At 66.6% G+C, this 21,972-nt stretch carries 33 protein-coding genes; all 33 read left to right on the top strand.

From position 1 onward, the window contains the following. Positions 1-16 precede the first annotated feature (16 nt). The 33 genes from IEZ08_RS21685 to IEZ08_RS21845 all read left to right on the top strand — a co-directional run bounded on the left by IEZ08_RS21685 (position 17) and on the right by IEZ08_RS21845 (position 21,654). Positions 17-385 carry a hypothetical protein gene (locus IEZ08_RS21685; protein ID WP_068921160.1) on the top strand — a complete coding sequence of 123 codons (369 nt, stop codon included), beginning with the start codon at positions 17-19 and terminating at the stop codon, positions 383-385. After that, positions 375-1,601, top strand: a complete 1,227-nt coding sequence (locus IEZ08_RS21690; RefSeq protein WP_068921161.1) for a coproporphyrinogen-III oxidase family protein — start codon at positions 375-377, stop codon at positions 1,599-1,601. The genes IEZ08_RS21685 and IEZ08_RS21690 overlap by 11 nt, the downstream gene beginning before the upstream one ends. A gap of 9 nt (positions 1,602-1,610) precedes the next feature. Continuing rightward, complete coding sequence (locus IEZ08_RS21695; protein WP_068921162.1) at positions 1,611-2,618, top strand: methyltransferase; 1,008 nt, start codon at positions 1,611-1,613, stop codon at positions 2,616-2,618. Positions 2,619-3,125: 507 nt separating this feature from the next. Beyond that, positions 3,126-3,497: a 30S ribosomal protein S12 gene (gene rpsL / locus IEZ08_RS21700; protein ID WP_012887826.1), complete on the top strand. Its 372-nt coding sequence runs from the start codon at positions 3,126-3,128 to the stop codon at positions 3,495-3,497. A 2-nt stretch (positions 3,498-3,499) separates the two neighbouring features. Beyond that, entirely contained in the window at positions 3,500-3,970 is a 471-nt protein-coding gene (gene rpsG, locus IEZ08_RS21705) for a 30S ribosomal protein S7 (RefSeq protein ID WP_068921163.1), read from the top strand. A gap of 36 nt (positions 3,971-4,006) precedes the next feature. Beyond that, positions 4,007-6,100 carry an elongation factor G gene (gene fusA / locus IEZ08_RS21710; RefSeq protein ID WP_203863447.1) on the top strand — a complete coding sequence of 698 codons (2,094 nt, stop codon included), beginning with the start codon at positions 4,007-4,009 and terminating at the stop codon, positions 6,098-6,100. A gap of 89 nt (positions 6,101-6,189) precedes the next feature. After that, positions 6,190-7,383 (top strand): elongation factor Tu, encoded by a 1,194-nt coding sequence (tuf, locus tag IEZ08_RS21715; RefSeq protein ID WP_068921164.1) that lies wholly within the window; start codon positions 6,190-6,192, stop codon positions 7,381-7,383. 333 nt (positions 7,384-7,716) lie between these two features. After that, a complete protein-coding gene (gene rpsJ, locus IEZ08_RS21720) occupies positions 7,717-8,025 on the top strand; it encodes a 30S ribosomal protein S10 (protein ID WP_012887830.1) in 309 nt (102 codons plus the stop codon). A 14-nt stretch (positions 8,026-8,039) separates the two neighbouring features. Next, positions 8,040-8,693, top strand: coding sequence for a 50S ribosomal protein L3 (gene rplC, locus IEZ08_RS21725; protein ID WP_068921165.1), 654 nt, complete (start codon positions 8,040-8,042; stop codon positions 8,691-8,693). Then, positions 8,690-9,337, top strand: a complete 648-nt coding sequence (gene rplD / locus IEZ08_RS21730; protein ID WP_068921166.1) for a 50S ribosomal protein L4 — start codon at positions 8,690-8,692, stop codon at positions 9,335-9,337. The genes rplC and rplD overlap by 4 nt, the downstream gene beginning before the upstream one ends. Continuing rightward, positions 9,337-9,636, top strand: coding sequence for a 50S ribosomal protein L23 (gene rplW / locus IEZ08_RS21735; RefSeq protein WP_068921167.1), 300 nt, complete (start codon positions 9,337-9,339; stop codon positions 9,634-9,636). The genes rplD and rplW overlap by 1 nt, the downstream gene beginning before the upstream one ends. A 93-nt stretch (positions 9,637-9,729) precedes the next feature. After that, a complete protein-coding gene (rplB, locus tag IEZ08_RS21740) occupies positions 9,730-10,566 on the top strand; it encodes a 50S ribosomal protein L2 (protein WP_068921168.1) in 837 nt (278 codons plus the stop codon). Between the two features lie 11 nt (positions 10,567-10,577). Continuing rightward, the gene (rpsS, locus tag IEZ08_RS21745; RefSeq protein ID WP_030451498.1) at positions 10,578-10,856 is read left to right on the top strand and encodes a 30S ribosomal protein S19; all 279 of its coding nucleotides are present in this window, start codon (positions 10,578-10,580) and stop codon (positions 10,854-10,856) included. Positions 10,857-10,894: 38 nt separating this feature from the next. Next, a complete protein-coding gene (rplV, locus tag IEZ08_RS21750; protein ID WP_068921169.1) occupies positions 10,895-11,248 on the top strand; it encodes a 50S ribosomal protein L22 in 354 nt (117 codons plus the stop codon). Further along, entirely contained in the window at positions 11,248-12,096 is an 849-nt protein-coding gene (rpsC, locus tag IEZ08_RS21755) for a 30S ribosomal protein S3 (RefSeq protein ID WP_068921170.1), read from the top strand. The genes rplV and rpsC overlap by 1 nt, the downstream gene beginning before the upstream one ends. Positions 12,097-12,098: 2 nt before the next feature. Next, positions 12,099-12,518, top strand: coding sequence for a 50S ribosomal protein L16 (gene rplP, locus IEZ08_RS21760; RefSeq protein ID WP_067130055.1), 420 nt, complete (start codon positions 12,099-12,101; stop codon positions 12,516-12,518). Then, on the top strand, positions 12,518-12,754 hold the full coding sequence (rpmC, locus tag IEZ08_RS21765) for a 50S ribosomal protein L29 (protein WP_068928352.1): 237 nt from the start codon (positions 12,518-12,520) through the stop codon (positions 12,752-12,754). The genes rplP and rpmC overlap by 1 nt, the downstream gene beginning before the upstream one ends. Then, on the top strand, positions 12,747-13,022 hold the full coding sequence (gene rpsQ / locus IEZ08_RS21770) for a 30S ribosomal protein S17 (protein ID WP_068921171.1): 276 nt from the start codon (positions 12,747-12,749) through the stop codon (positions 13,020-13,022). Before rpmC ends, rpsQ begins: the two co-directional genes overlap by 8 nt. 207 nt (positions 13,023-13,229) lie before the next feature. After that, complete coding sequence (gene rplN / locus IEZ08_RS21775) at positions 13,230-13,598, top strand: 50S ribosomal protein L14 (RefSeq protein WP_068896541.1); 369 nt, start codon at positions 13,230-13,232, stop codon at positions 13,596-13,598. 9 nt (positions 13,599-13,607) lie between these two features. After that, positions 13,608-13,904 (top strand): 50S ribosomal protein L24, encoded by a 297-nt coding sequence (rplX, locus tag IEZ08_RS21780; RefSeq protein ID WP_203863449.1) that lies wholly within the window; start codon positions 13,608-13,610, stop codon positions 13,902-13,904. Continuing rightward, the gene (gene rplE / locus IEZ08_RS21785) at positions 13,904-14,473 is read left to right on the top strand and encodes a 50S ribosomal protein L5 (protein ID WP_068921173.1); all 570 of its coding nucleotides are present in this window, start codon (positions 13,904-13,906) and stop codon (positions 14,471-14,473) included. Before rplX ends, rplE begins: the two co-directional genes overlap by 1 nt. Before the next feature lie 2 nt (positions 14,474-14,475). After that, entirely contained in the window at positions 14,476-14,661 is a 186-nt protein-coding gene (locus tag IEZ08_RS21790) for a type Z 30S ribosomal protein S14 (RefSeq protein ID WP_012887844.1), read from the top strand. A 142-nt stretch (positions 14,662-14,803) separates the two neighbouring features. After that, positions 14,804-15,202, top strand: a complete 399-nt coding sequence (gene rpsH, locus IEZ08_RS21795) for a 30S ribosomal protein S8 (protein ID WP_068921174.1) — start codon at positions 14,804-14,806, stop codon at positions 15,200-15,202. A gap of 17 nt (positions 15,203-15,219) precedes the next feature. Continuing rightward, positions 15,220-15,762 carry a 50S ribosomal protein L6 gene (rplF, locus tag IEZ08_RS21800; protein WP_068921175.1) on the top strand — a complete coding sequence of 181 codons (543 nt, stop codon included), beginning with the start codon at positions 15,220-15,222 and terminating at the stop codon, positions 15,760-15,762. Between the two features lie 2 nt (positions 15,763-15,764). Further along, positions 15,765-16,148, top strand: a complete 384-nt coding sequence (gene rplR, locus IEZ08_RS21805) for a 50S ribosomal protein L18 (protein ID WP_189242800.1) — start codon at positions 15,765-15,767, stop codon at positions 16,146-16,148. 61 nt (positions 16,149-16,209) lie between these two features. Further along, positions 16,210-16,842, top strand: coding sequence for a 30S ribosomal protein S5 (gene rpsE, locus IEZ08_RS21810; RefSeq protein WP_068921177.1), 633 nt, complete (start codon positions 16,210-16,212; stop codon positions 16,840-16,842). 3 nt (positions 16,843-16,845) lie between these two features. Then, entirely contained in the window at positions 16,846-17,028 is a 183-nt protein-coding gene (gene rpmD, locus IEZ08_RS21815) for a 50S ribosomal protein L30 (protein WP_068921178.1), read from the top strand. A gap of 2 nt (positions 17,029-17,030) precedes the next feature. Next, a complete protein-coding gene (rplO, locus tag IEZ08_RS21820) occupies positions 17,031-17,486 on the top strand; it encodes a 50S ribosomal protein L15 (RefSeq protein WP_068921179.1) in 456 nt (151 codons plus the stop codon). 175 nt (positions 17,487-17,661) lie between these two features. Further along, positions 17,662-18,978 carry a preprotein translocase subunit SecY gene (gene secY / locus IEZ08_RS21825; protein ID WP_068921180.1) on the top strand — a complete coding sequence of 439 codons (1,317 nt, stop codon included), beginning with the start codon at positions 17,662-17,664 and terminating at the stop codon, positions 18,976-18,978. Then, complete coding sequence (locus IEZ08_RS21830; protein WP_068921181.1) at positions 18,978-19,628, top strand: adenylate kinase; 651 nt, start codon at positions 18,978-18,980, stop codon at positions 19,626-19,628. The genes secY and IEZ08_RS21830 overlap by 1 nt, the downstream gene beginning before the upstream one ends. Positions 19,629-19,762: 134 nt before the next feature. After that, complete coding sequence (map, locus tag IEZ08_RS21835; RefSeq protein WP_068928353.1) at positions 19,763-20,590, top strand: type I methionyl aminopeptidase; 828 nt, start codon at positions 19,763-19,765, stop codon at positions 20,588-20,590. A gap of 51 nt (positions 20,591-20,641) precedes the next feature. Next, on the top strand, positions 20,642-21,067 hold the full coding sequence (locus IEZ08_RS21840) for a DUF1707 SHOCT-like domain-containing protein (RefSeq protein WP_229803384.1): 426 nt from the start codon (positions 20,642-20,644) through the stop codon (positions 21,065-21,067). 110 nt (positions 21,068-21,177) lie between these two features. Then, complete coding sequence (locus IEZ08_RS21845) at positions 21,178-21,654, top strand: hypothetical protein (protein ID WP_068921182.1); 477 nt, start codon at positions 21,178-21,180, stop codon at positions 21,652-21,654. Positions 21,655-21,972: the final 318 nt, after the last annotated feature.

Raw genomic sequence — 21,972 nt, forward strand, 5'->3', positions numbered from 1 at the left:
GCAGGAAGGATCCGCCATGTACGTGGTGATCGTCGCGTTCGACCTGAAGGACTCCGCCATCGACTTCGCCGAACTGCGCGCCTGGGTGCACGACCGGGCGGCGGACGATTACTCCAGGCTGCCGGGGATGCGCTTCAAGGCGTGGTTCTCCGACGAGAGGAAACGGCTGTGGGGCGCGGTCTACCTGGTGGAGTCGATGTCGTCGTTCGACCGGGACAAGATCCCGCTGCTGCCCGACGGAGCCACCGGACCGGTCGGCACCCGGCCGACCTCGATCATGTTCCTGGAACTTGAGGCGTTCGTCGCCGGACCCGACGGCATCGCCGGGATCGAAGCGCTCACCCGGCAGGGGCTGAGCATGGTGGGAGGCAGTCATGACCACTGAAGCGATCACAAACGCACTTCCGCTGACCGGGCCGAAGACGGACGAGCCGTTGCTGCTCTACGTCAACGTCCCGTTCTGCAACTCCAAATGCCACTTCTGCGACTGGGTGGTGGACGTCCCGGTCTCCGACCTGCGGCTCACTCCCGTGTCAGCGGGCCGGATCGACTACCTGGAGGCGCTGCGCACCCAGATCCGCATCCACGCCCCCGCCCTGCGGGAGGCCGGTTACCGCAGCGAGGTCATGTACTGGGGCGGGGGCACGGCGACCGTTCTCACCGAACGGGAGATCGAGCAGACCTACGCGTGCCTGGCGGCGGAGCTCGACCTGTCCTCCCTGGCCGAGGCGACGATCGAAGGCAGTCCCGAGTCGGTGGACCTCGCCAAGCTGACGTTCATGCGCGACCTCGGCTTCGACCGGGTGAGCCTCGGCGTGCAGTCGTTCGACGAGACGAGGCTGCGCCGCATCGGCCGCGCGCACTCCGCGGGCCAGGCCGTGCAGAGCGTCGAGGCCGCGCACGCGGCGGGGTTCGACAACATCAACATCGATCTGATCGTCGGTTTCCCGGACCAGTCACTGGAGGAGGTCGAGGAGATGATCCGGCGGGCGCTCGACCTGCCGGTGAACCACTTCTCGGTCTACTCGTACCGGGCGACCGAGGGCACGGTGATGCGCAAGCAGATCGAGCGCAGCGGTACCGAGATCCTGCTGGAGCATCAGCTGCGGTCGTACCGGCTCGCCGCGGACATGCTGGCCGCGGCGGGGCACCCCGAGTACGCGGTCTCGTACTTCGGCGTGCCGAGGTGCCTCGCAGACGAGGCGTACTACCGGCTCAGCATGGACTGGATCGGCTTCGGGACGGGCGCCAACTCGCTGATCAATCAGCGCTACCTGCTGAACGGCCGCGGCCGGATGCGGGACTTCACCAGCAAGCCGGGGGAGTTCGAGGTGAACCTGCCGGCCGCCACCGGATCGCTCACCGTGCAATGGCTGCCCAGGGCGCTGGGCACCTCGGAGGGGATCGACGCGGTCACCTTCCAGCGCCGCACCGGCATGTCGTTACGCGCGGCGTGCGAGGAGCCCGACCTGAACGCGTTCCTGAGGCAGGTCAACAGGTTCGGCGATCTGGTGGTGGACCGCACCGGCATCCGCCTCGCGGACGACGACCGGTCGAGCGTGCTGTCCCGTACGTTCGCCGCGATGGGCTGGGTGTCCTGAGTGGAGGCGATGCGCACGGTGCTCGCCGCCGCGGACCTGGCGACGCCCATGGCCGTCCGGGTCGCGGCGACGCTGAGGCTGGCCGACCGCATCGCGGCCGGAACGGATTCCGCGGCCGCACTCGCCGCGGCCGCGGGGGCCGATGAGGCGGCACTGACGCGGTTGCTGCGCTACCTGGTCGCGCGGGACATCTTCCGCGAACCGTCACCGGGGCGTTTCGCCCTGAGCCCGGCCGCGGAGCTGCTGCGCGGCGACCGCCCGGAGCGGTTGCGCGACTGGCTGGACCTCACCGGCCCGATCGGCCGCGCGGACCTGGCGTTCGGGTCGCTGCTGGACGTCGTGCTCACCGGCAGGCCCGGATACCCGATGATCCATGGACGGGGCTTCTGGGACGACCTCGCCGGCCGGCCCGAGCTCGCCGCCGCGTACGACGCCCTGATGGGCGGCAAGCGCGACTGGGCGGCGACCACCCTCGCCGCGCTCGACTGGAGCCGTTCCCGGCATGTGGTGGACGTCGGCGGCGGCAACGGCACCCTGCTGTCGTGTGTCCTGGCCGCGCATCGGCATCTGCGCGGCACTGTCGTGGACCGGCCCTCGTCCGCCGAGGCCGCCGGGGCGGTGCTGGCGTCGGCGGGCGTTGCGGACCGCTGCGAGTTCCGGGCGGGGGACTTCTTCGAACCGTTGCCGGTGAAGGGTGCCGACACCTATCTGCTGAGTTCGATCGTGCACGACTGGGACGACTCCTCGGCGGTCGCGATCCTGCGCCGCTGCGCGGAGGCCGCCGGGCCGGGCGGCCGGATACTGCTGTGTGAGCTGATGGCCGGAGGCGGGCGGGACCAGCGGGCGGTGACACAGATGGACCTGTGCATGCTCGTGTACTTCGGCGGGCGGGAACGCACCGGGGACGAGTTCGCCGCGCTGGCCGAGCGTGCCGGACTGGAACTGCGGACGGTGACGCCGCTGCCGCCGCATGACTGGGGCAACTCGCTCATCGAGTGCGTGGTCACCGGGGGCTGAGGCCTGCCCGGCGGCTCCTTCCGGGGTTCGCGACGGGGGGTCGGCGGGCCCGGGGACGTCTCGGGGGATATACTTCTCGTCGAGCCCGATGCGGACGGCGTCACCCCCTCGAAGGGGGCGTCTCTCTCCGGTCTCCGGCCGGGACACTCGCTGTGACCTACCGGAACGCGGAAGAGAGTCGTTTTGACGTGCGCCGCGGGCCTGGGTAGGCTAGCTAGCCGTGACCACGGTCATGGGCTCCGAGCTGCGCCTAGCCGGGTATTCAGGCAGGTAGATATTCAGGCAGGTAGACTGGCGGAGTTCAGCATGGTCTCTTCCTGGAGTCTACTCAGGGCGAGTGTGCTTCCATTAAGCGCGACACGCCCGACTGCGTGGGTCGGCGATGGAGAGATAACAGCAGGTCATGACACCGGCAGTACCTGCAAAAAGCAAGAAACCTGAGACGAGGCACGCTGCGGCCTCGGCTCTGACGGACGTTTACCGGCCAAGGCACGAAACGGAGATGTAGTGCCCACTATTCAGCAGCTGGTCCGCAAGGGCCGCCAGGACAAGGTCACAAAGACCAAGACCCCGGCGCTCAAGGCCAGCCCTCAGCGACGCGGCACCTGCATGCGCGTTTACACCACGACCCCCAAGAAGCCGAACTCCGCGCTCCGCAAGGTGGCGCGTGTCCGGCTCACCAACGGCATCGAGGTCACGGCCTACATCCCGGGTGTCGGTCACAACCTCCAGGAGCACAGCATCGTGCTCGTCCGTGGTGGTCGTGTGAAGGACCTGCCGGGTGTTCGCTACAAGATCATCCGCGGCTCGCTCGACACCCAGGGTGTCCGCAACCGCAAGCAGGCCCGTAGCCGTTACGGCGCGAAGAAGGAGAAGTAAGAATGCCTCGCAAGGGTTCTCCTGGCCGTCGTCAGCTCACGCCCGACCCTGTCCACAACTCGCCGCTGGTCACCGCGCTCATCAACAAGGTGCTCCTGGACGGCAAGCGCTCGATCGCGCAGTCGATCGTCTACGGCGCCCTTGAGGGATGCCGCGACAAGACCGGCAACGACCCGGTCGTCACGCTGAAGCGCGCTCTGGACAACGTCAAGCCCACCCTTGAGGTCCGCAGCCGCCGCGTCGGCGGTGCGACCTACCAGGTCCCGGTCGAGGTGCGCGCCGCGCGCAGCACCACCCTGGCCCTGCGCTGGCTGGTGCAGTACTCCCGCGCCCGCCGCGAGAAGACCATGACCGAGCGCCTGATGAACGAACTGCTCGACGCCAGCAACGGCCTCGGCGCTTCGGTCAAGAAGCGCGAGGACACCCACAAGATGGCCGAGTCCAACAAGGCCTTCGCCCACTACCGCTGGTAACAGCGGGTTCCACGAGACGACGAGGACGCGAGAGAAGTGGCCACCACGCTTGACCTGGCCAAGGTCCGAAACATCGGCATCATGGCCCACATCGACGCGGGCAAGACCACGACGACCGAGCGCATCCTGTTCTACACCGGTATCACTTACAAGATCGGTGAGGTCCACGAGGGCGCAGCCACGATGGACTGGATGGAGCAGGAGCAGGAGCGTGGTATCACCATCACCTCCGCTGCCACCACCTGTGAATGGCTCGGCCACACGATCAACATCATCGACACGCCGGGTCACGTCGACTTCACCATCGAGGTCGAGCGTTCGCTGCGCGTCCTCGACGGCGCCGTCGCCGTGTTCGACGGTGTGGCGGGTGTCGAGCCGCAGTCCGAGACGGTGTGGCGTCAGGCTGACCGCTACAACGTGCCCCGCATCTGTTTCGTCAACAAGATGGACCGGGTCGGCGCGGAGTTCCACCGCTGCGTCGACATGATGGTCAGCCGGCTGAACGCGACTCCCGCGGTCATCCAGCTTCCCTGGGGCGTCGAGGCCGGCTTCAAGGGCGTCATCGACCTGGTGAAGATGAAGGGCCTGCTCTGGAGCGCCGAGGCGGCCAAGGGCGAGATGTACGAGACCGTGGACATCCCGGCGGACCACGTCGAGGCTGCCCGCGAGTGGCGTGACAAGCTCGTCGAGACCGTCGCCGAGAACGACGACGAGCTGATGGAGCTCTTCCTGGAGGGTGTCGAGCCCACCGAGGAGCAGCTGGTCGCGGCCATCCGCCGCGCCACGCTGTCCGGTTCCATCAACCCGGTCCTGACCGGCACCGCGTTCAAGAACAAGGGCGTGCAGCCCCTGCTCGACGCGATCGTCGCCTACCTCCCCGCGCCGACCGACATCCCGGCCTTCAAGGGCCACGCGGTCAACAACGAGGAAGAGGTCATCGAGCGTCACGCGGATGTGAAGGAGCCCTTCTCCGCGCTGGCCTTCAAGATCATGAGTGACCCGCACCTGGGCCGTCTCACCTACATCCGCATCTACTCGGGCACGCTCGAGTCCGGTTCCGGGGTCATCAACTCCGTGAAGGGCAAGAAGGAGCGGATCGGCAAGATCTACCAGATGCACGCGAACAAGCGCGAGGAGCGCCCGTCCGCGCACGCCGGTCAGATCGTCGCCGTCATGGGGCTGAAGGACACCACCACCGGTGACACCCTGTGCGACCCGGCCCACCCGGTCGTCCTGGAGTCGATGACGTTCCCGGCCCCGGTCATCAACGTCGCGATCGAGCCCAAGACCAAGGGCGACCAGGAGAAGCTCAGCACCGCCATCCAGCGGCTGGCCGAGGAGGACCCGTCCTTCCAGGTCCGCCGGGATGAGGAGACCGGTCAGACGGTCATCTGGGGTATGGGCGAGCTCCACCTGGAGATCCTGGTCGACCGGATGCGCCGCGAGTTCAAGGTCGAGGCCAACGTCGGCCGGCCCCAGGTGGCGTACCGGGAGACCATCCGCCGCAAGGTGGAGAAGGTCGACTACACGCACAAGAAGCAGACCGGTGGCTCCGGCCAGTTCGCCAAGGTCATCATTGACATTGAGCCGCTGGGCGAGGGCAACGACGGGTACGAGTTCGAGAACAAGGTCACCGGTGGCCGCATTCCGCGGGAGTACATCCCGTCGGTCGACGCGGGTGCCCAGGAGGCCGCCGAGTTCGGTGTTCTCGCCGGCTACCCGATGGTCGGGGTCAAGGTCACCCTGCAGGACGGCGCCTACCACGAGGTCGACTCGTCCGAAATGGCCTTCAAGATCGCTGGCTCGATGGCCTTCAAGGAGGCCGCGCGCAAGGCGGACGCCGTAATCCTGGAGCCGGTGATGGCCGTCGAGGTCACCACGCCCGAGGACTACATGGGTGACGTCATCGGTGACCTCAACGGTCGCCGCGGACAGATCCGTGCGATGGACGAGCGTGCCGGCGCCCGCGTCGTCCAGGCGCTCGTACCGCTCTCTGAGATGTTCGGTTACGTGGGTGACCTGCGTAGCAAGACGCAGGGACGGGCGAGCTTCAGCATGCAGTTCGACTCCTACGCGGAAGTGCCTCAGCACATCGCCAAGGAGATCGTCGCGAAGGTGCGGGGCGAGTAATCCTCGCCGGCCGGTCCCGTCAGGGGCCGGCCTTCCCCCACCTGAGTGAAAAGACGAAAGTCAAGTCAGAATCTCTAAGGAGACAGACAGTGGCCAAGGCCAAGTTCGAGCGGACCAAGCCGCACATGAACATCGGCACCATTGGGCATATCGACCACGGCAAGACCACTCTGACCGCGGCGATCACCAAGGTGCTCCACGACCGGTACCCCGAGCTGAACAAGGCGACCCCGTTCGACAAGATCGACAAGGCGCCCGAGGAGAAGGCTCGTGGCATCACGATCTCCATCGCGCACGTCGAGTACCAGACCGAGAAGCGCCACTACGCCCACGTGGACTGCCCCGGTCACGCCGACTACGTGAAGAACATGATCACCGGTGCTGCTCAGATGGACGGCGCCATCCTCGTGGTCGCCGCCACCGACGGCCCGATGCCGCAGACGAAGGAGCACGTCCTCCTGGCCCGTCAGGTCGGCGTCCCCTACATCGTCGTGGCCCTGAACAAGGCCGACATGGTGGACGACGAGGAGATCCTGGAGCTCGTCGAGCTCGAGGTCCGCGAGCTGCTCTCGGCTCAGGAGTTCCCCGGCGACGACCTGCCGGTCGTGCGCGTCTCCGCTCTCAAGGCCCTCGAGGGCGACGAGAAGTGGGCCGACAGCATCATCGAGCTGATGAACGCTGTGGACGAGAACATCCCCGAGCCGCCGCGTGACACCGACAAGCCGTTCCTCATGCCGATCGAGGACGTCTTCTCGATCACCGGTCGTGGAACCGTCGTCACCGGCCGTATCGAGCGCGGTGTCGTCAAGGTCAACGAGCAGGTCGACATCATCGGCATCAAGAGCGAGAAGACCACGACCACCGTCACCAGCATCGAGATGTTCAACAAGATGCTGGACGAGGGCCACGCGGGTGACAACGCGGCCCTGCTGCTCCGCGGCATCAAGCGTGAGCAGGTCGAGCGCGGCCAGTGCATCATCAAGCCGGGCACGACCACCCCGCACACCGAGTTCGAGGCTCAGGTCTACATCCTGTCCAAGGACGAGGGCGGCCGCCACACGCCGTTCTTCAACAACTACCGTCCGCAGTTCTACTTCCGTACGACTGACGTGACCGGTGTCGTGAACCTGCCCGAGGGCACCGAGATGGTCATGCCCGGTGACAACACCGAGATGACCGTCCAGCTCATCCAGCCGATCGCGATGGAGGAAGGCCTCAAGTTCGCGATCCGTGAGGGTGGCCGGACCGTCGGCGCCGGCCGCGTCACCAAGATCCTCAAGTAGTTCGACCGCGGAGTGGCGGCCGGCCCTCCTCAAGGGGCCGGCCGCCGCACCGCGCGGGGACCCCGCAGGGTCCCCCGCACGACCCACGAACCGTGATCTCGCAGGTGGTTCGGCTGTGAAAGTGACCGAACTAACTGCCAGATCACGGAAGAAAGCGCAGACCATCAGCGTCTGCTACGTGGGACATCCAAGGGAGAGGAAGCCGGGCCGGGCGCGGCGGGGACGTCGAGGACGGACCCGCGGGCTGTACGGCGAGGCGGACTCCACCCCTGTATAGCGGCCACCGGCCGCACGTAACTTTTTCAGACGACAGCGAAGGACACCGAGGCCATTATGGCGGGACAGAAGATCCGCATCCGGCTCAAGGCCTATGACCACGAGGTCATCGACAGCTCGGCCAAGAAGATCGTCGAGACGGTGACGCGGACTGGCGCTAAGGTCGCGGGCCCGGTTCCGCTGCCGACCGAGAAGAACGTGTACTGCGTCATCCGCTCGCCGCACAAGTACAAGGACAGCCGCGAGCACTTCGAGATGCGCACGCACAAGCGGCTGATTGACATCATCGACCCGACGCCGAAGACGGTCGACTCGCTCATGCGACTCGACCTCCCCGCCGGCGTTGACATCTCGATCAAGCTCTGAGGGAACGCACAGACATGGCTAAGCAGATCAAGGGCGTCCTGGGCAAGAAGCTCGGCATGACCCAGGTCTTCGACGCGGACAACCGGATGGTCCCGGTGACCGTCGTCGAAGCTGGTCCGTGCGTCGTGACCCGCGTCCGCACCCCGGAAAAGGACGGCTACTCCGCCGTTCAGCTCGGCTTCGGGCAGATCGACCCGCGGAAGGTCAACAAGCCGCTCGGTGACTACCTGCGCAAGCACGAGATCACCCCGCGCCGTTACTTCACGGAGATCCGTACCGACGACGCGAGCGAGTACACCATCGGCCAGGAGGTCCTGGCCGACACCTTCGAGGCCGGTCAGTTCGTCGACGTGACGGGCAAGAGCAAGGGCAAGGGCTTCGCCGGTGTCATGAAGCGGCACGGCTTCGGCGGTCTGGGCGCCTCGCACGGTACCCAGCGCAAGCACCGTTCGCCGGGTTCCATCGGCGGCTGCGCCACCCCCGGTCGCGTCTTCAAGGGCCTGCGCATGGCCGGTCGGATGGGCAACGCCCGTACCACCATCCAGAGCCTGAAGGTCCACGCCGTGGATGTCGAGAAGAACCTCATCCTCATCAAGGGTGCGGTCCCCGGCGCCAACGGCAGCCTGGTCCTCATCCGCACCGCTGCCAAGAAGGGGGCTGCCAAGTGAGCACCATTGACGTCCTCGACGCCAGCGGCGCCAAGTCCGGCTCGGTCGACCTTCCCGAAGACGTCTTCGGCGCCAAGGTCAACATCCCGCTGATCCACCAGGTGGTCGTGGCCCAGCTCGCCGCTCGCCGGCAGGGCACCCACAAGGCCAAGACCCGCGGTGAGGTCAGCGGTGGCGGCAAGAAGCCGTACCGCCAGAAGGGCACCGGTCGCGCCCGTCAGGGTTCGACCCGCGCTCCGCAGTTCACCGGTGGTGGCACCGTCCACGGGCCGGTCCCGCGCGACTACTCGCAGCGGACCCCCAAGAAGATGAAGGCCGCCGCCCTGCGCGGCGCCCTGTCGGACCGGGCGAACGGTGGCCGCGTTCACGTGGTCAGCAGCCTGGTCACCGGCGACACCCCCAAGACCAGGGCGGCCCTCGAGGCGCTGCGCAAGGTCACGCAGGCTCGCAGCGTCCTGGTCGTCGTCGACGAGGGCGACGAGCTCACCTGGCTGAGCCTGCGCAACGCCCCCGAGGTCCACCTGCTGGACGCGGGGCAGCTCAACACCTACGACGTGCTCTGCTACGACGACGTCGTCTTCACTCAGGAGGCGTACGACAAGGTCGTCGCGCGTCTGAGCAAGAGCGGGAAGGAAGACGCCTGATGGAGAAGATCGCCGACCCGCGCGACATCATCATCAAGCCGGTTGTCTCCGAGAAGAGCTACGGCCTGATCGACGAGCACAACAAGTACACGTTCCTGGTGCGGAAGACGGCCAACAAGACGCAGGTCAAGATCGCGATTGAGCAGATCTTCGGCGTCAAGGTGGCCAGCGTCAACACCATCAACCGCCAGGGCAAGCGCAAGCGGACCCGGTTCGGCTACGGCCAGCGCCCGAGCACCAAGCGTGCGATCGTGAGCCTGGTCGAGGGCGACCGGATCGACATCTTCGGTCAGGGCTGAACCCCGCTCGCCAGTAAGTAACGCGTCGGAAGCCCCTCGCCGGGAGGCGAGGGGCATTCGGCCGGAATAACCGACGAAGGATGAACGAAAAAGATGGGCATCCGTAAGTACAAGCCGACGACCCCGGGTCGCCGCGGCTCGAGTGTCTCGGACTTCTCCGAGATCACCCGCAGCACGCCCGAGAAGTCGCTGCTTGCTCCCCTGCACAGCAAGGGCGGTCGCAACGTCCACGGCCGGGTCACCACCCGCCACCAGGGCGGCGGCCACAAGCGCGCCTACCGGATCATCGACTTCCGGCGCCACGACAAGGACGGGATCCCGGCCAAGGTCGCTCACATCGAGTACGACCCGAACCGCACCTCCCGGATCGCGCTGCTGCACTACGCCGACGGGGAGAAGCGCTACATCCTCTGCCCGACCGGCCTCAAGCAGGGCGACAAGATCGAGAACGGCCCCACGGCCGACATCAAGCCGGGCAACTGCCTCCCGCTGCGCAACATCCCGACCGGTACCTTCATCCACGCGGTGGAGCTCCGTCCGGGCGGCGGCGCCAAGCTGGGCCGGTCCGCCGGTGCGCAGATCCAGCTGCTCGCCAAGGAGGGCCAGTACGCCACGCTGCGTATGCCGTCCGGCGAAATGCGCCAGGTCGACGTCCGCTGCCGGGCCTCCATCGGCCAGGTCGGCAACGCCGAGCAGGGCAACATCAACTGGGGTAAGGCCGGCCGTATGCGGTGGAAGGGCAAGCGTCCCACCGTCCGCGGTGTCGCGATGAACCCGGTCGACCACCCGCACGGTGGTGGTGAGGGTAAGACCTCCGGCGGTCGCCACCCGGTCAACCCGAAGGGCAAGCCCGAGGGCCGGACCCGTGCGGCGAACAAGGCCAGCGACCGCCTGATCATCCGTCGTCGGACCAAGCGGAAGAAGCGGTAGGAGTAGCCGAAATGCCACGTAGTCTTAAGAAGGGCCCCTTCGTGGACGACCACCTTCAGAAGAAGGTGGACGCCCAGAACGAGAAGGGCACCAAGAACGTCATCAAGACGTGGTCGCGGCGCTCCATGATCGTGCCCGACATGCTCGGTCACACGATCGCCGTTCACGACGGCCGCAAGCACGTCCCGGTGTTCGTCACCGAGTCGATGATCGGTCACAAGCTCGGCGAGTTCGCCCCCACGCGGACGTTCCGCAGCCACGTCAAGGAAGACCGCCGCAGCCGGCGGTAAGCGCCTTAAACGAAGCAGAAGGTTAAGAGGAGTAAGCGATGGAAGCCAGGGCTCAGGTGCGGTTCGCGCGCCACACGCCCATGAAGGCCCGCCGTGTGGTGGACCTCATTCGCGGGCTGCCCGCTTCGGAGGCGCAGGCCGTGCTGCAGTTCGCTCCCCAGGCGGCGAGCGAGACCGTGTACAAGGTGCTGTCCAGCGCCATTGCCAACGCGGAGCACAACTTCAATCTCGACCGCGACACGCTCTTCGTGAGCCGTGCGTGGGTCGACGAGGGCCCGACGCTGAAGCGGTTCCGTCCGCGCGCCCAGGGTCGTGCCTATCGGATCAACAAGCGGACGAGCCACATCACCGTGATCGTGGAGTCCCGCGAGCCGAAGGGGAGGACCCGCTAGTGGGTCAGAAGGTCAACCCGCACGGGTTCCGCCTCGGCATCACGACCGACTTCAAGAGCCGGTGGTATGCCGACAAGCTCTACAAGTCGTACGTCGCCGAGGACGTGGCGATCCGCCGCATGCTGAAGAAGGGCATGGAGCGGGCCGGCATTTCCAAGGTCGAGATCGAGCGGACCACCGACCGGGTTCAGGTCGACATCCACACCGCCCGTCCGGGCATCGTCATCGGCCGCCGCGGCGCCGAGGCGGACCGGATCCGCGGTGACCTCGAGAAGCTGACCAAGAAGCAGGTCCAGCTGAACATCCTCGAGGTCAAGAACCCTGAGATCGACGCGCAGCTCGTCGCCCAGGGCGTGGCCGAGCAGCTGTCCAGCCGTGTCTCGTTCCGCCGGGCCATGCGCAAGGCGATGCAGTCGGCGATGAAGAGCGGCGCCAAGGGCATCCGGGTGCAGTGCTCCGGCCGTCTGGGCGGCGCCGAGATGTCCCGCTCGGAGTTCTACCGCGAGGGCCGCGTGCCCCTGCACACGCTCCGCGCGGACATCGACTACGGCCTGTACGAGGCCCGTACCACCTTCGGCCGGATCGGCGTGAAGGTGTGGATCTACAAGGGTGAGGCTCCGACCAGCCGCGCCGAGCGCGAGGCGGCCGCCGCCGGCGCCCGTGCCGGCCAGCGTCGTGAGCGTGACGACCGTCGTGGCGGTGCCGACCGTCCCCGTCGCGGTGGCGGCGCCGGTGGCGACCGTCCCCGTCGCGGTGGCCGTGGCGACCGCGCCCCCAGGAACGAGGCGGCCTCGCAGGCTGCCCCCGAGACCGGCCCGGCTGCGCAGCCGGGTGCTGAAGGGAGCTGACCATGCTGATCCCGCGCAGGGTCAAGCACCGCAAGCAGCACCGGCCCGACCGCAGCGGCGCCGCCAAGGGCGGCACCCGCGTCGTGTTCGGCGAGTTCGGCATTCAGGCGCTTGAGCACTCCTACGTGACCAACCGCCAGATCGAGTCGGCTCGTATCGCCATGACCCGGCACATCCGCCGTGGCGGCAAGGTGTGGATCAACATCTACCCCGACCGCCCGCTCACCAAGAAGCCGGCCGAGACCCGCATGGGTTCCGGTAAGGGTTCGCCGGAGTGGTGGATCGCCAACGTCAAGCCCGGTCGCGTCATGTTCGAGCTGTCCGGTGTCGCCGAGCCCGTGGCCCGCGAGGCCATGCGCCGCGCGATGCACAAGCTCCCGATGAAGTGCCGGTTCGTCAAGCGTGAAGTGGGTGAGGCGTGATGGCTAAGGGCCTGACCGCCGGTGAGCTGCGGGCTGAGGACCAGGACACCCTGGTTCAGAAGCTGAAGGAAGCCAAGGAGGAACTGTTCAACCTCCGCTTCCAGGCCGCGACCGGCCAGTTGGAGAGCCACGGGCGGCTGCGCGCCGTCCGCCGCGAGATCGCCCGTATCTACACCGTGATGCGCGAGCGGGAGCTCGGCATTGTGACGGTTGAGAAGGAGTCGATCGATGGCTGAGGCAACTGAGAAGACCACGCGGAACTACCGCAAGACCCGCGAGGGCCTGGTCGTCAGTGACAAGATGGACAAGACCGTCGTCGTCGCTGTCGAGGACCGCGTCAAGCACCCCCTGTACGGCAAGGTCATCCGTCGGACGACCAAGTACAAGGCGCACGACGAGGCCAACAGCTGCGGCGTGGGCGACCGCGTCCTTCTGATGGAGACCCGGCCGCTCTCGGCCAGCAAGCGCTGGCGGGTCGTCGAGATCCTCGAGAAGGCCAAGTAAAGAACGCGCCTCGTGGGGGGTGGCCCGCTCCACCCCCCATGACGGTGTCCAAGGGTGTGGGGGTTCCCCGTACGGGGTCCGCCCCCGCACCGCCCGCGGCGGCGGTCTCCGGTCATCCGGACGCTGTCGCCGAGGGAAAAAGCCCACAGTAGGTTCCGCAAGGCTCACCCCGCGGGGTGAGAACCGGCGAGACAAACAGGAGTACACGTGATCCAGCAGGAGTCGCGACTCAAGGTCGCCGACAACACGGGTGCGAAGGAAGTCCTTTGCATTCGCGTTCTCGGTGGCTCGGGTCGGCGCTACGCGGGTATCGGCGACATCATCGTCGCCACGGTGAAGGACGCCATTCCCGGCGGCACCGTCAAGAAGGGTGACGTCGTCAAGGCTGTCGTCGTGCGCACCGTCAAGGAGCGTCGCCGGCCCGACGGCTCCTACATCCGCTTCGACGAGAACGCGGCGGTCATCATCAAGGACAGCGGTGACCCCCGTGGCACGCGTATCTTCGGTCCGGTCGGCCGCGAGCTGCGTGACAAGAAGTTCATGCGCATCATCTCGCTCGCGCCGGAGGTGTTGTAAATGCCGAAGCTGCATGTGAAGAAGGGTGACCTGGTCCAGGTCATCGCCGGCAAGGACAAGGGTGCCAAGGGCCGTGTGATCGCCGCCTACCCGCGCGAGGACCGCGTGGTGGTCGAGGGCGTCAACATGATCAAGAAGCACTCCAAGGAGACCCTCCAGGGCCCGCGCGGCGCCAAGACCGGCGGCGTGCAGACCATGGAGGCCCCCATCCACGTGAGCAACGTCAAGAAGCTCAAGGATGACGAGAAGCCCGCCGAGAAGAAGGCCGAGAAGAAGGCCGACGACAAGACGGGTGAGGACAACTGATGACTGCGACTTCCGAAGAGCGCACGCTCCCTCGCCTCAAGCAGCGTTACCGCGAAGAGATCACCGCGAAGCTGCAGGAGGAGTTCGGGTTCGAGAACGTCATGCTGATCCCCACGATCACCAAGATCAAGGTGAACATGGGTGTCGGCGAGGCGGCTCGCGACTCCAAGCTGATCGAGGGCGCCGTCCGTGACCTCACGGCCATCACCGGCCAGAAGCCGGCCGTCGTCCGGGCCCGTAAGTCCATCGCCCAGTTCAAGCTGCGCGAGGGCATGCCGATCGGCGCGCACGTCACGCTGCGCGGCGACCGCATGTGGGAGTTCCTGGACCGTCTGCTGTCCCTGGCGCTTCCCCGTATCCGCGACTTCCGCGGTCTGTCGCCGAAGCAGTTCGACGGCAACGGCAACTACACCTTCGGTCTCACCGAGCAGGTCATGTTCCACGAGATCGACCAGGACAAGGTCGACCGGCAGCGTGGCATGGACATCACGGTCGTGACCACCGCCAAGACCGACGACCAGGGCCGGGCGCTGCTGAAGCACCTCGGCTTCCCCTTCAAGGAGGCCTGATCATGGCGAAGACTTCGCTCAAGGTCAAGGCTGCTCGCAAGGCCAAGTTCGAGGTCCGGGCCTACACCCGGTGCTCGCGCTGTGGTCGTCCCCGCGCCGTCTACCGGAAGTTCGGCCTGTGCCGCATCTGCTTCCGCGAGATGGCGCACCGGGGCGAGCTGCCCGGCATCACCAAGTCGAGCTGGTAGTCTCCGCGCGGGTCCGGAGTCTTCCGGACCCGCGCGCCGCCAGCCGCACACGAGAAGTTGTATTCACCGGGCGTCGCCTGACGGCGCCCATGACCACACCGAAGGTCCCCTGGGGAAACCGCGGTGAGGAAGGCCACCGGCCATGACGATGACCGACCCGATCGCAGACATGCTGACGCGTCTGCGAAACGCGAACTCGGCTTACCACGACACCGTGGCGATGCCGTACTCGAAGATCAAGGCGCACATCGCCGAGATCCTCCAGCAGGAGGGTTACATCCAGGCCTGGAGCGTCGAGGACGCCAAGGTCGGAAAGAACCTCGTGGTGGAGCTCAAGTTCGGGCCGAGCCGTGAGCGGTCGCTCTCTGGCCTGCGCCGGGTTTCCAAGCCCGGTCTGCGGGTCTATGCGAAGAAGGACAACCTGCCCCGAGTCCTGGGCGGGCTGGGCGTCGCGATCATCTCGACGTCCGCCGGTCTCATGACCGACAAGCAGGCCGGCAAGCGTGGAGTGGGCGGGGAAGTCCTCGCCTACGTCTGGTAAGAGGGGAGTAGAACAGCATGTCGCGAATCGGACGGCTGCCCATCCCCGTGCCGGGCGGTGTCGATGTCACCATCGACGGCCGGAATGTCACGGTCAAGGGCCCGAAGGGCACGCTTTCTCACACGGTCGCTGAGCCGATCGAGGTCGCCAAGGGCGAGGACGGTGCCGTCACCGTCACGCGTCCCAGCGACGAGAACAAGGTCCGTGCGCTGCACGGGCTGTCCCGCACCCTGATCGCCAACATGGTGACGGGTGTGACCCAGGGCTACACGAAGACCCTGGAGATCGTGGGTGTCGGTTACCGCGTGCAGGCCAAGGGCCCGACTCAGCTCGAGTTCGCCCTGGGCTTCAGCCACCCGGTGATCGTGGACGCCCCCGAGGGCGTCACCTTCCGCGTCGAGAAGCCGACCCTGTTCCACGTGGACGGCATCGACAAGCAGAAGGTCGGCGAGATCGCCGCGAACATCCGCAAGCTGCGCAAGCCCGACCCGTACAAGGGCAAGGGTGTGCGCTACCAGGGCGAGGTTGTCCGCCGCAAGGTCGGAAAGGCTGGTAAGTAGGCATGGCTGGCAAGACTGCGTTCGGCAAGCACACGGCCGCCCGCGCCGTCTCGCGGGCCCGTCGCCACACCCGCGTCCGCAAGAAGGTGGTCGGCACGGCCGTGCGCCCGCGCATGGTCGTCAACCGCTCCGCGCGGCACCTCTTCGTGCAGATCGTGGACGACGCCCAGGGGCACACGCTGGTCAGCGCCTCCACCATGGAGAGCGCTCTGCGTACGGCCGATGGTGCCAAGACCGACAAGGCGAAGCAGGTCGGCGAGCTTCTCGCTCAGCGGGCCAAGGCCGCCGGGATCACCGCCGTCGTCTTCGACCGCGGTGGCAACCGCTACGCGGGCCGCATCGCGGCCCTGGCGGACAGCGCCCGCGAGGGCGGGCTGGAGTTCTGATGACTCTGTCCCGAGGATCACAACTGATGGCCCGTCTTATGAATGAGAAGAGGAACCACTGATGGCTGGAGCTCCGCGTCGCGGTGGCGCCGCCGGTGGCGAGCGGCGTGAGGGTCGTCGTGATGACCGCCGCGGTGGCAACGCTGACAAGGGCGTCTCGTACATCGAGCGCGTCGTGAAGATCAACCGAGTGGCCAAGGTCGTGAAGGGTGGTCGTCGCTTCAGCTTCACCGCCCTGGTCGTCGTCGGTGACGGCAACGGCCTGGTCGGCGTCGGCTACGGCAAGGCCAAGGAAGTCCCCGCGGCCATCGCCAAGGGCGTCGAAGAGGCCAAGAAGCACTTCTTCAAGGTGCCCCGCATCCAGGGCACCATCCCGCACATCGTGCAGGGTGAAGAGGCCGCGGGTGTCGTCTTCCTCCGTCCGGCCTCGCCCGGTACCGGTGTCATCGCCGGTGGCCCGGTGCGCGCCGTTCTGGAGTGCGCCGGCATCCACGACGTTCTGTCCAAGTCGCTCGGCTCGGACAACCCGATCAACATCGTGCACGCCACGGTGGCCGCTCTGAAGGGCCTCAGCCGCCCCGAGGAGATCGCCGCCCGCCGCGGCCTGCCGATCGAGGACGTCGCCCCCAAGGCGATGCTCAAGGCTCGCGCCGAGGGTCTCGCCGAGGCCGCGGCGGCGAAGGCGGTGAGCTAGCCGATGGCGCGTCTGAAGATCACCCAGGTCCGCTCGAAGATCGGTGGCAAGCAGAACCAGCGTGACTCGCTGCGCTCGCTCGGTCTGAAGCGAATCGGTGACGTCGTCGTCAAGGAGGACCGCCCGGAGATCCGCGGCATGGTCTCCGTGGTGTCGCACCTCGTCACCGTGGAAGAGGTCGACTAGACATGTCTGAGAACACTCCGCTCCGTCTCCACGACCTGCGTCCGGCTCCCGGCGCCAACAAGTCGAAGGTCCGCAAGGGCCGCGGCGAGGCGTCCAAGGGCAAGACCGCCGGCCGTGGCACCAAGGGCACGACGTCCCGGAGCAAGGTTCCCCTCGGCTTCGAGGGCGGCCAGGTCCCGCTCCAGCGTCGTCTGCCCAAGATGAAGGGCTTCTCCAACGCCGCGTTCAAGACGACCTACCAGGTCGTCAACCTGGACAAGCTCGGCGAGCTGTTCCCCGAGGGTGGCGACGTCACCGTCGAGACGATGGTCGCCAAGGGCGCGGTCCGCAAGAACCAGCTGGTGAAGGTCCTGGGAACCGGTGACATCTCCGTGGCGTTGAACGTGCAGGCGCACGCCTTCTCCGCCAGTGCCAAGGAGAAGATCACCGCTGCCGGGGGCTCCGTCTCCGAGCTGTAGGCATGACACGAGGCGCGAGAGCCCGCAATGGGCTCTCGCGCCCGTGGTGCGTTAGAGTTCGCTGGACAGTGAGTGTCAACTCACATTCCACGGGCTCGTTGACTTGAGATAGCAAGATGGACCACCCCCGCCCCATCGCTGACCGACCTCGCCTTTCAGGCGCGCAGGAGGGACCGTGCTGACCGCGTTTACCCGAGCGTTCCGTACGCCGGACCTGCGTAAGAAGCTGCTCTTCACTCTGGGCATCATCGCCCTGTTCCGTCTCGGTTCGGTGCTCCCCACTCCGGGTGTGCACACCGAGAACATCGCCCTGTGCCTCAAGGACGCGCAGGCAGGCAGTTCGAGCAACATCTACGGGATGGTGCAGCTGTTCAGCGGTGGCGCACTGCTGAAGCTGTCGGTGTTCGCGCTCGGCATCATGCCGTACATCACCGCGAGCATCATCCTCCAGCTGCTCGTCGTGGTCATTCCCCGTCTGGAAGCCCTCAAGAAGGAGGGCCAGGCCGGCCAATCGAAGATCACGCAGTACACCCGTTACCTCACCGTCGGCCTGGCGATCCTGCAGTCGACCGCCTTCATCGCGCTGGCGCGCAGCGGGCAGCTCTTCCCCGGGTGCCGCCAGGACGTCCTGCTGGACAAGGACAACGTCTTCGCCATCATCACGATGGTGCTGACGATGACCGCCGGCACCGCCGTCGTCATGTGGCTGGGCGAGCTCATCACCGACCGCGGCGTCGGCAACGGCATGTCCATCCTGATCTTCACGCAGGTCATCGCGGTCTTCCCGGCCGAGCTCCTGCGCATCGCCCAGACCAAGGGCAGTTTCGTCTTCGCCGTGGTGATGGCCGTGGGTATCGCGATGATCGCCCTGGTCGTCATGGTCGAGCAGGCGCAGCGCCGCATCCCGGTGCAGTACGCCAAGCGCATGGTCGGCCGCCGGATGTACGGCGGGACGTCCACCTACATCCCCCTGAAGGTGAACCAGGCCGGCATCATCCCGGTCATCTTCGCCTCTTCGCTGCTCTACCTCCCGCAGCTGGTCACCACGCTCTTCAGCAACACGCAGGAAGAGCCGAACGCGATCGTGCAGTGGATCAACCAGAACATGGTCACCGGCGACACCCCCGCGTACATGATCACGTTCTTCCTGCTGATCGTGTTCTTCACCTACTTCTACGTGTCGATTACCTTCAACCCCGTTGAGGTCGCCGACAACATGAAGAAGTACGGTGGTTTCATCCCGGGTATCCGCCCGGGGCGCCCCACGGCCGAGTACCTCAGCTACGTACTCTCGCGTCTGACGGCTCCCGGATCGCTCTATTTGGGCCTGATCTCCATGGTGCCGATCGTCGCGCTGGCACTCGTCGGGGCGAGTCAGAACTTCCCGTTCGGAGGGACGAGCATTCTGATCATGGTGGGTGTCGGTCTTGACACCGTGAAGCAGATCGAGAGCCAGCTCCAGCAGCGCAACTACGAAGGTTTCCTGAAGTAGTGCGTCTCGTCCTGGTGGGGCCCCCCGGAGCGGGTAAGGGGACGCAGGCCCAGTACATCGCATCGAACCTGTCCATCCCGAAAATCTCGACAGGTGACATCTTCCGTGCCAACGTCTCGGGCGGTACGGAGCTCGGCAAGCTTGCCAAGGAATACATGGACCGAGGCGACCTCGTGCCCGACGAGGTCACCATCGCCATGGTCCGTGACCGCCTCTCCGAGGACGACGCGCAGGACGGCTTCCTGCTCGACGGCTTCCCCAGGAACGTGCCCCAGGCCGAGATCCTGAAGAAGATGCTCGCGGAGTTCGGCGTCGCCCTGGACATCGTCCTGGAGCTCGTGGTCGACGAGGACGAGGTGGTCCGCCGCCTCGCCGGTCGCCGGACCTGCAGCCAGTGCGGCCGCATCTGGCACGTCGACTTCGACGACAAGAAGGACGACGTCTGCGACGCCTGCGGCGGCAGCCTCTACCAGCGGGATGATGACAAGGAGGAGACCGTCCGGCGCCGGCTGGAGGTCTACCAGGAGCAGACCGCTCCGCTCATCACCTTCTACGCGGACGAGGAGATCCTGGTCGGCGTGGACGCGGCGGGTCCGGTGGAAGAGGTCACCGGTCGCGCGATGGAGGCCCTGGCGCCCTATATCGGCTAGCGGCCCGGCGAACTTCACCGGCACGCCACCCATGGGTTCCCTCATGGGTGGCGTGCTGTCGTTGGGGCAGGTACTGCGGCACAATCAGGGGAATTGTGCTTAAAGTCGCCCATTTATCACCCGGGGGTGTGGACGTGTTCAAGAAGAAGCGGCACGGGATTCAAGTCAAGACGCCCGAGCAGCTGGAGAAGATGCGGGCCGCGGGCCTGGTGGTCGGCCGGACGCTGCAGCTGCTCCGGGAGAGCGTGCAGCCCGGCATGACCCCGCTGGACCTCGACGCGATCGCGGAGAAGGCCATCAGGGACGAGGGCGCCATCCCCTCCTTCAAGGGGTACCAGGGCTTCCCCGCCACGATCTGCGCGTCCGTCAACGACGAGGTCGTCCACGGCATCCCGAGCGACCGGCGTGCGCTGCGTGAGGGTGACGTCATCTCCATCGACTGCGGCGCGATCCTCGACGGCTGGCACGGAGACTCGGCGATCACCGTCCCGGTCGGCGAGGTGGATCCCGCGCTGACCGAGCTGATGCGGGTCACCGAGGAGGCCATGTGGCGCGGGATCGCCGCGCTCACGGTGGGCCGCCACCTGTCCGACATCGGCTACGAGGTGGAGAGGTACATCCGTGCCCAGGGGCGCTACGGCATCCCGAAGGAGTACGGCGGACACGGCATCGGCACCGAGATGCACATGGATCCCTGGGTCGCCAACTACGGCAAGCCCGGAAAGGGGCCGCAGTTCGAGCCGGGCATGTGCTTCGCGATCGAGCCGATGGTCAACCTGGGCACCGACCGCACCAAGGTGCTGGCCGACGACTGGACGGTCGTCACGATCGACGGAAAGGCCTCCGCGCACTTCGAACACAGCGTCGCCGTGACACATAATGGACCGTGGGTCCTGACCGCTCTTGACGGGGGGAAAGAGCGGCTTGCCGACCTGCTGGGTGACGGTGCGAGCCGGGAGTGACCGGCCCGCTGCGGTGAGCGGATGTGGGTGACGATGGCGGCGAGTCCAGATATGCGAGCGTCCGACGGAGACAGGGACAAGGTCGCCTCGGTGCTGCGTGAGCACTACGCGCAGGGGCGCCTGACCGTCGAGGAGTTCGACGAGCGGCTGGAGCGGCTCTACTCGAGCAGGACGTACGGCGAGCTCGCCACCCTCACCTCCGACCTGCCGGGTGTGGACCTGCGCAGCCTCCCCGACGCCGCGGAGGAGCGGAGCAAGAAGGAGCTCGCGGAGCGCAAGAAGCGCAAGGACCTGATCGATCACTGGTCCTTCTGGGCGGTGGCCAGCGCGATCAACTGGGTGATCTGGTTCATCATCGGAGCGGCGGACGGCTTCGACTTCCCGTACCCCTGGCCGCTGTGGGTGATGGGCCCGTGGGGGGCGGTTCTGCTGGTCGGCACCATCGCGACGAAGATGGGCTGGGACGAGAAATCGTAATAGTGCACGCTCGGGGGTAAGTGTGCATTCCTCCGCAGAAAGGCAGCTTGAATCTTCCTAACGTGAGCGGTGTCCGAACAGCAGGACCCCTTCACAGGAGGAAGCAGCAAATGAGCAAGATCCGTACCGCTCTCGTCGGCACCGCTCTCGCCGGCGCCCTGGCCGCCGGTCTGGCCGCCACGCCGGCCCAGGCCGCCACCGTGACCGCGACCGCCGACAGCTCCGCCGCCCAGCAGGCGCAGGCCCCGAAGAAGCACTTCTTCGGCCCGTACTACTCGAAGTACGGCAAGGGTGAGAGCTTCGGCAAGCGGTCCTACTTCAAGGGCTACTGGTACAAGAAGGACGGGCGTTACTGGTTCTTCGGCGACCTGGTCGACCGTGACCGCGACAACGACTACAGCTACGTGTGGTTCCGCTGGCACGACAAGTTCGGTCACCACACCAAGTACTACAAGACCAAGGGCTTCCGTCACTTCGACAAGTTCGGCGGCTTCAAGAAGAGCAACGGCTTCGACGACTTCAAGATCCGCGTCTGCGAGGGCGACAGCCGCTTCGACGACTGCGGTAACTGGGGCGACGCCTTCTAAACCCGATATGCCGGACCTCCGCTGAGGCGGAGGGACGGTCCACGGGGGGAAGCCGACTTCGAAGAGCCCGCCGGTGACCAGGTCACCGGCGGGCTCTCCGGTTGCCCGGCGCCGGACGGCTCGCCGATCGGGGCAGGGGAATCGGTCGGCGCGCCGCGCGCCCATCCACGGACGGGGGGTATCCTGGATTGTGGGTGTGCCAAGGTACCGGCCGTCTGTTTCGCATTTCATCGCTCGGTGCCGTACACTCCTTCTTCGGTTCACTATGACCATTGCGCCTTTGCGGTGTCGCTACCGCCGCTCTCACGTAAGGCGCAT

Origin of the sequence: Planobispora rosea (assembly GCF_014648175.1) — a bacterium.
Lineage (GTDB): Bacteria > Actinomycetota > Actinomycetes > Streptosporangiales > Streptosporangiaceae > Planobispora > Planobispora rosea.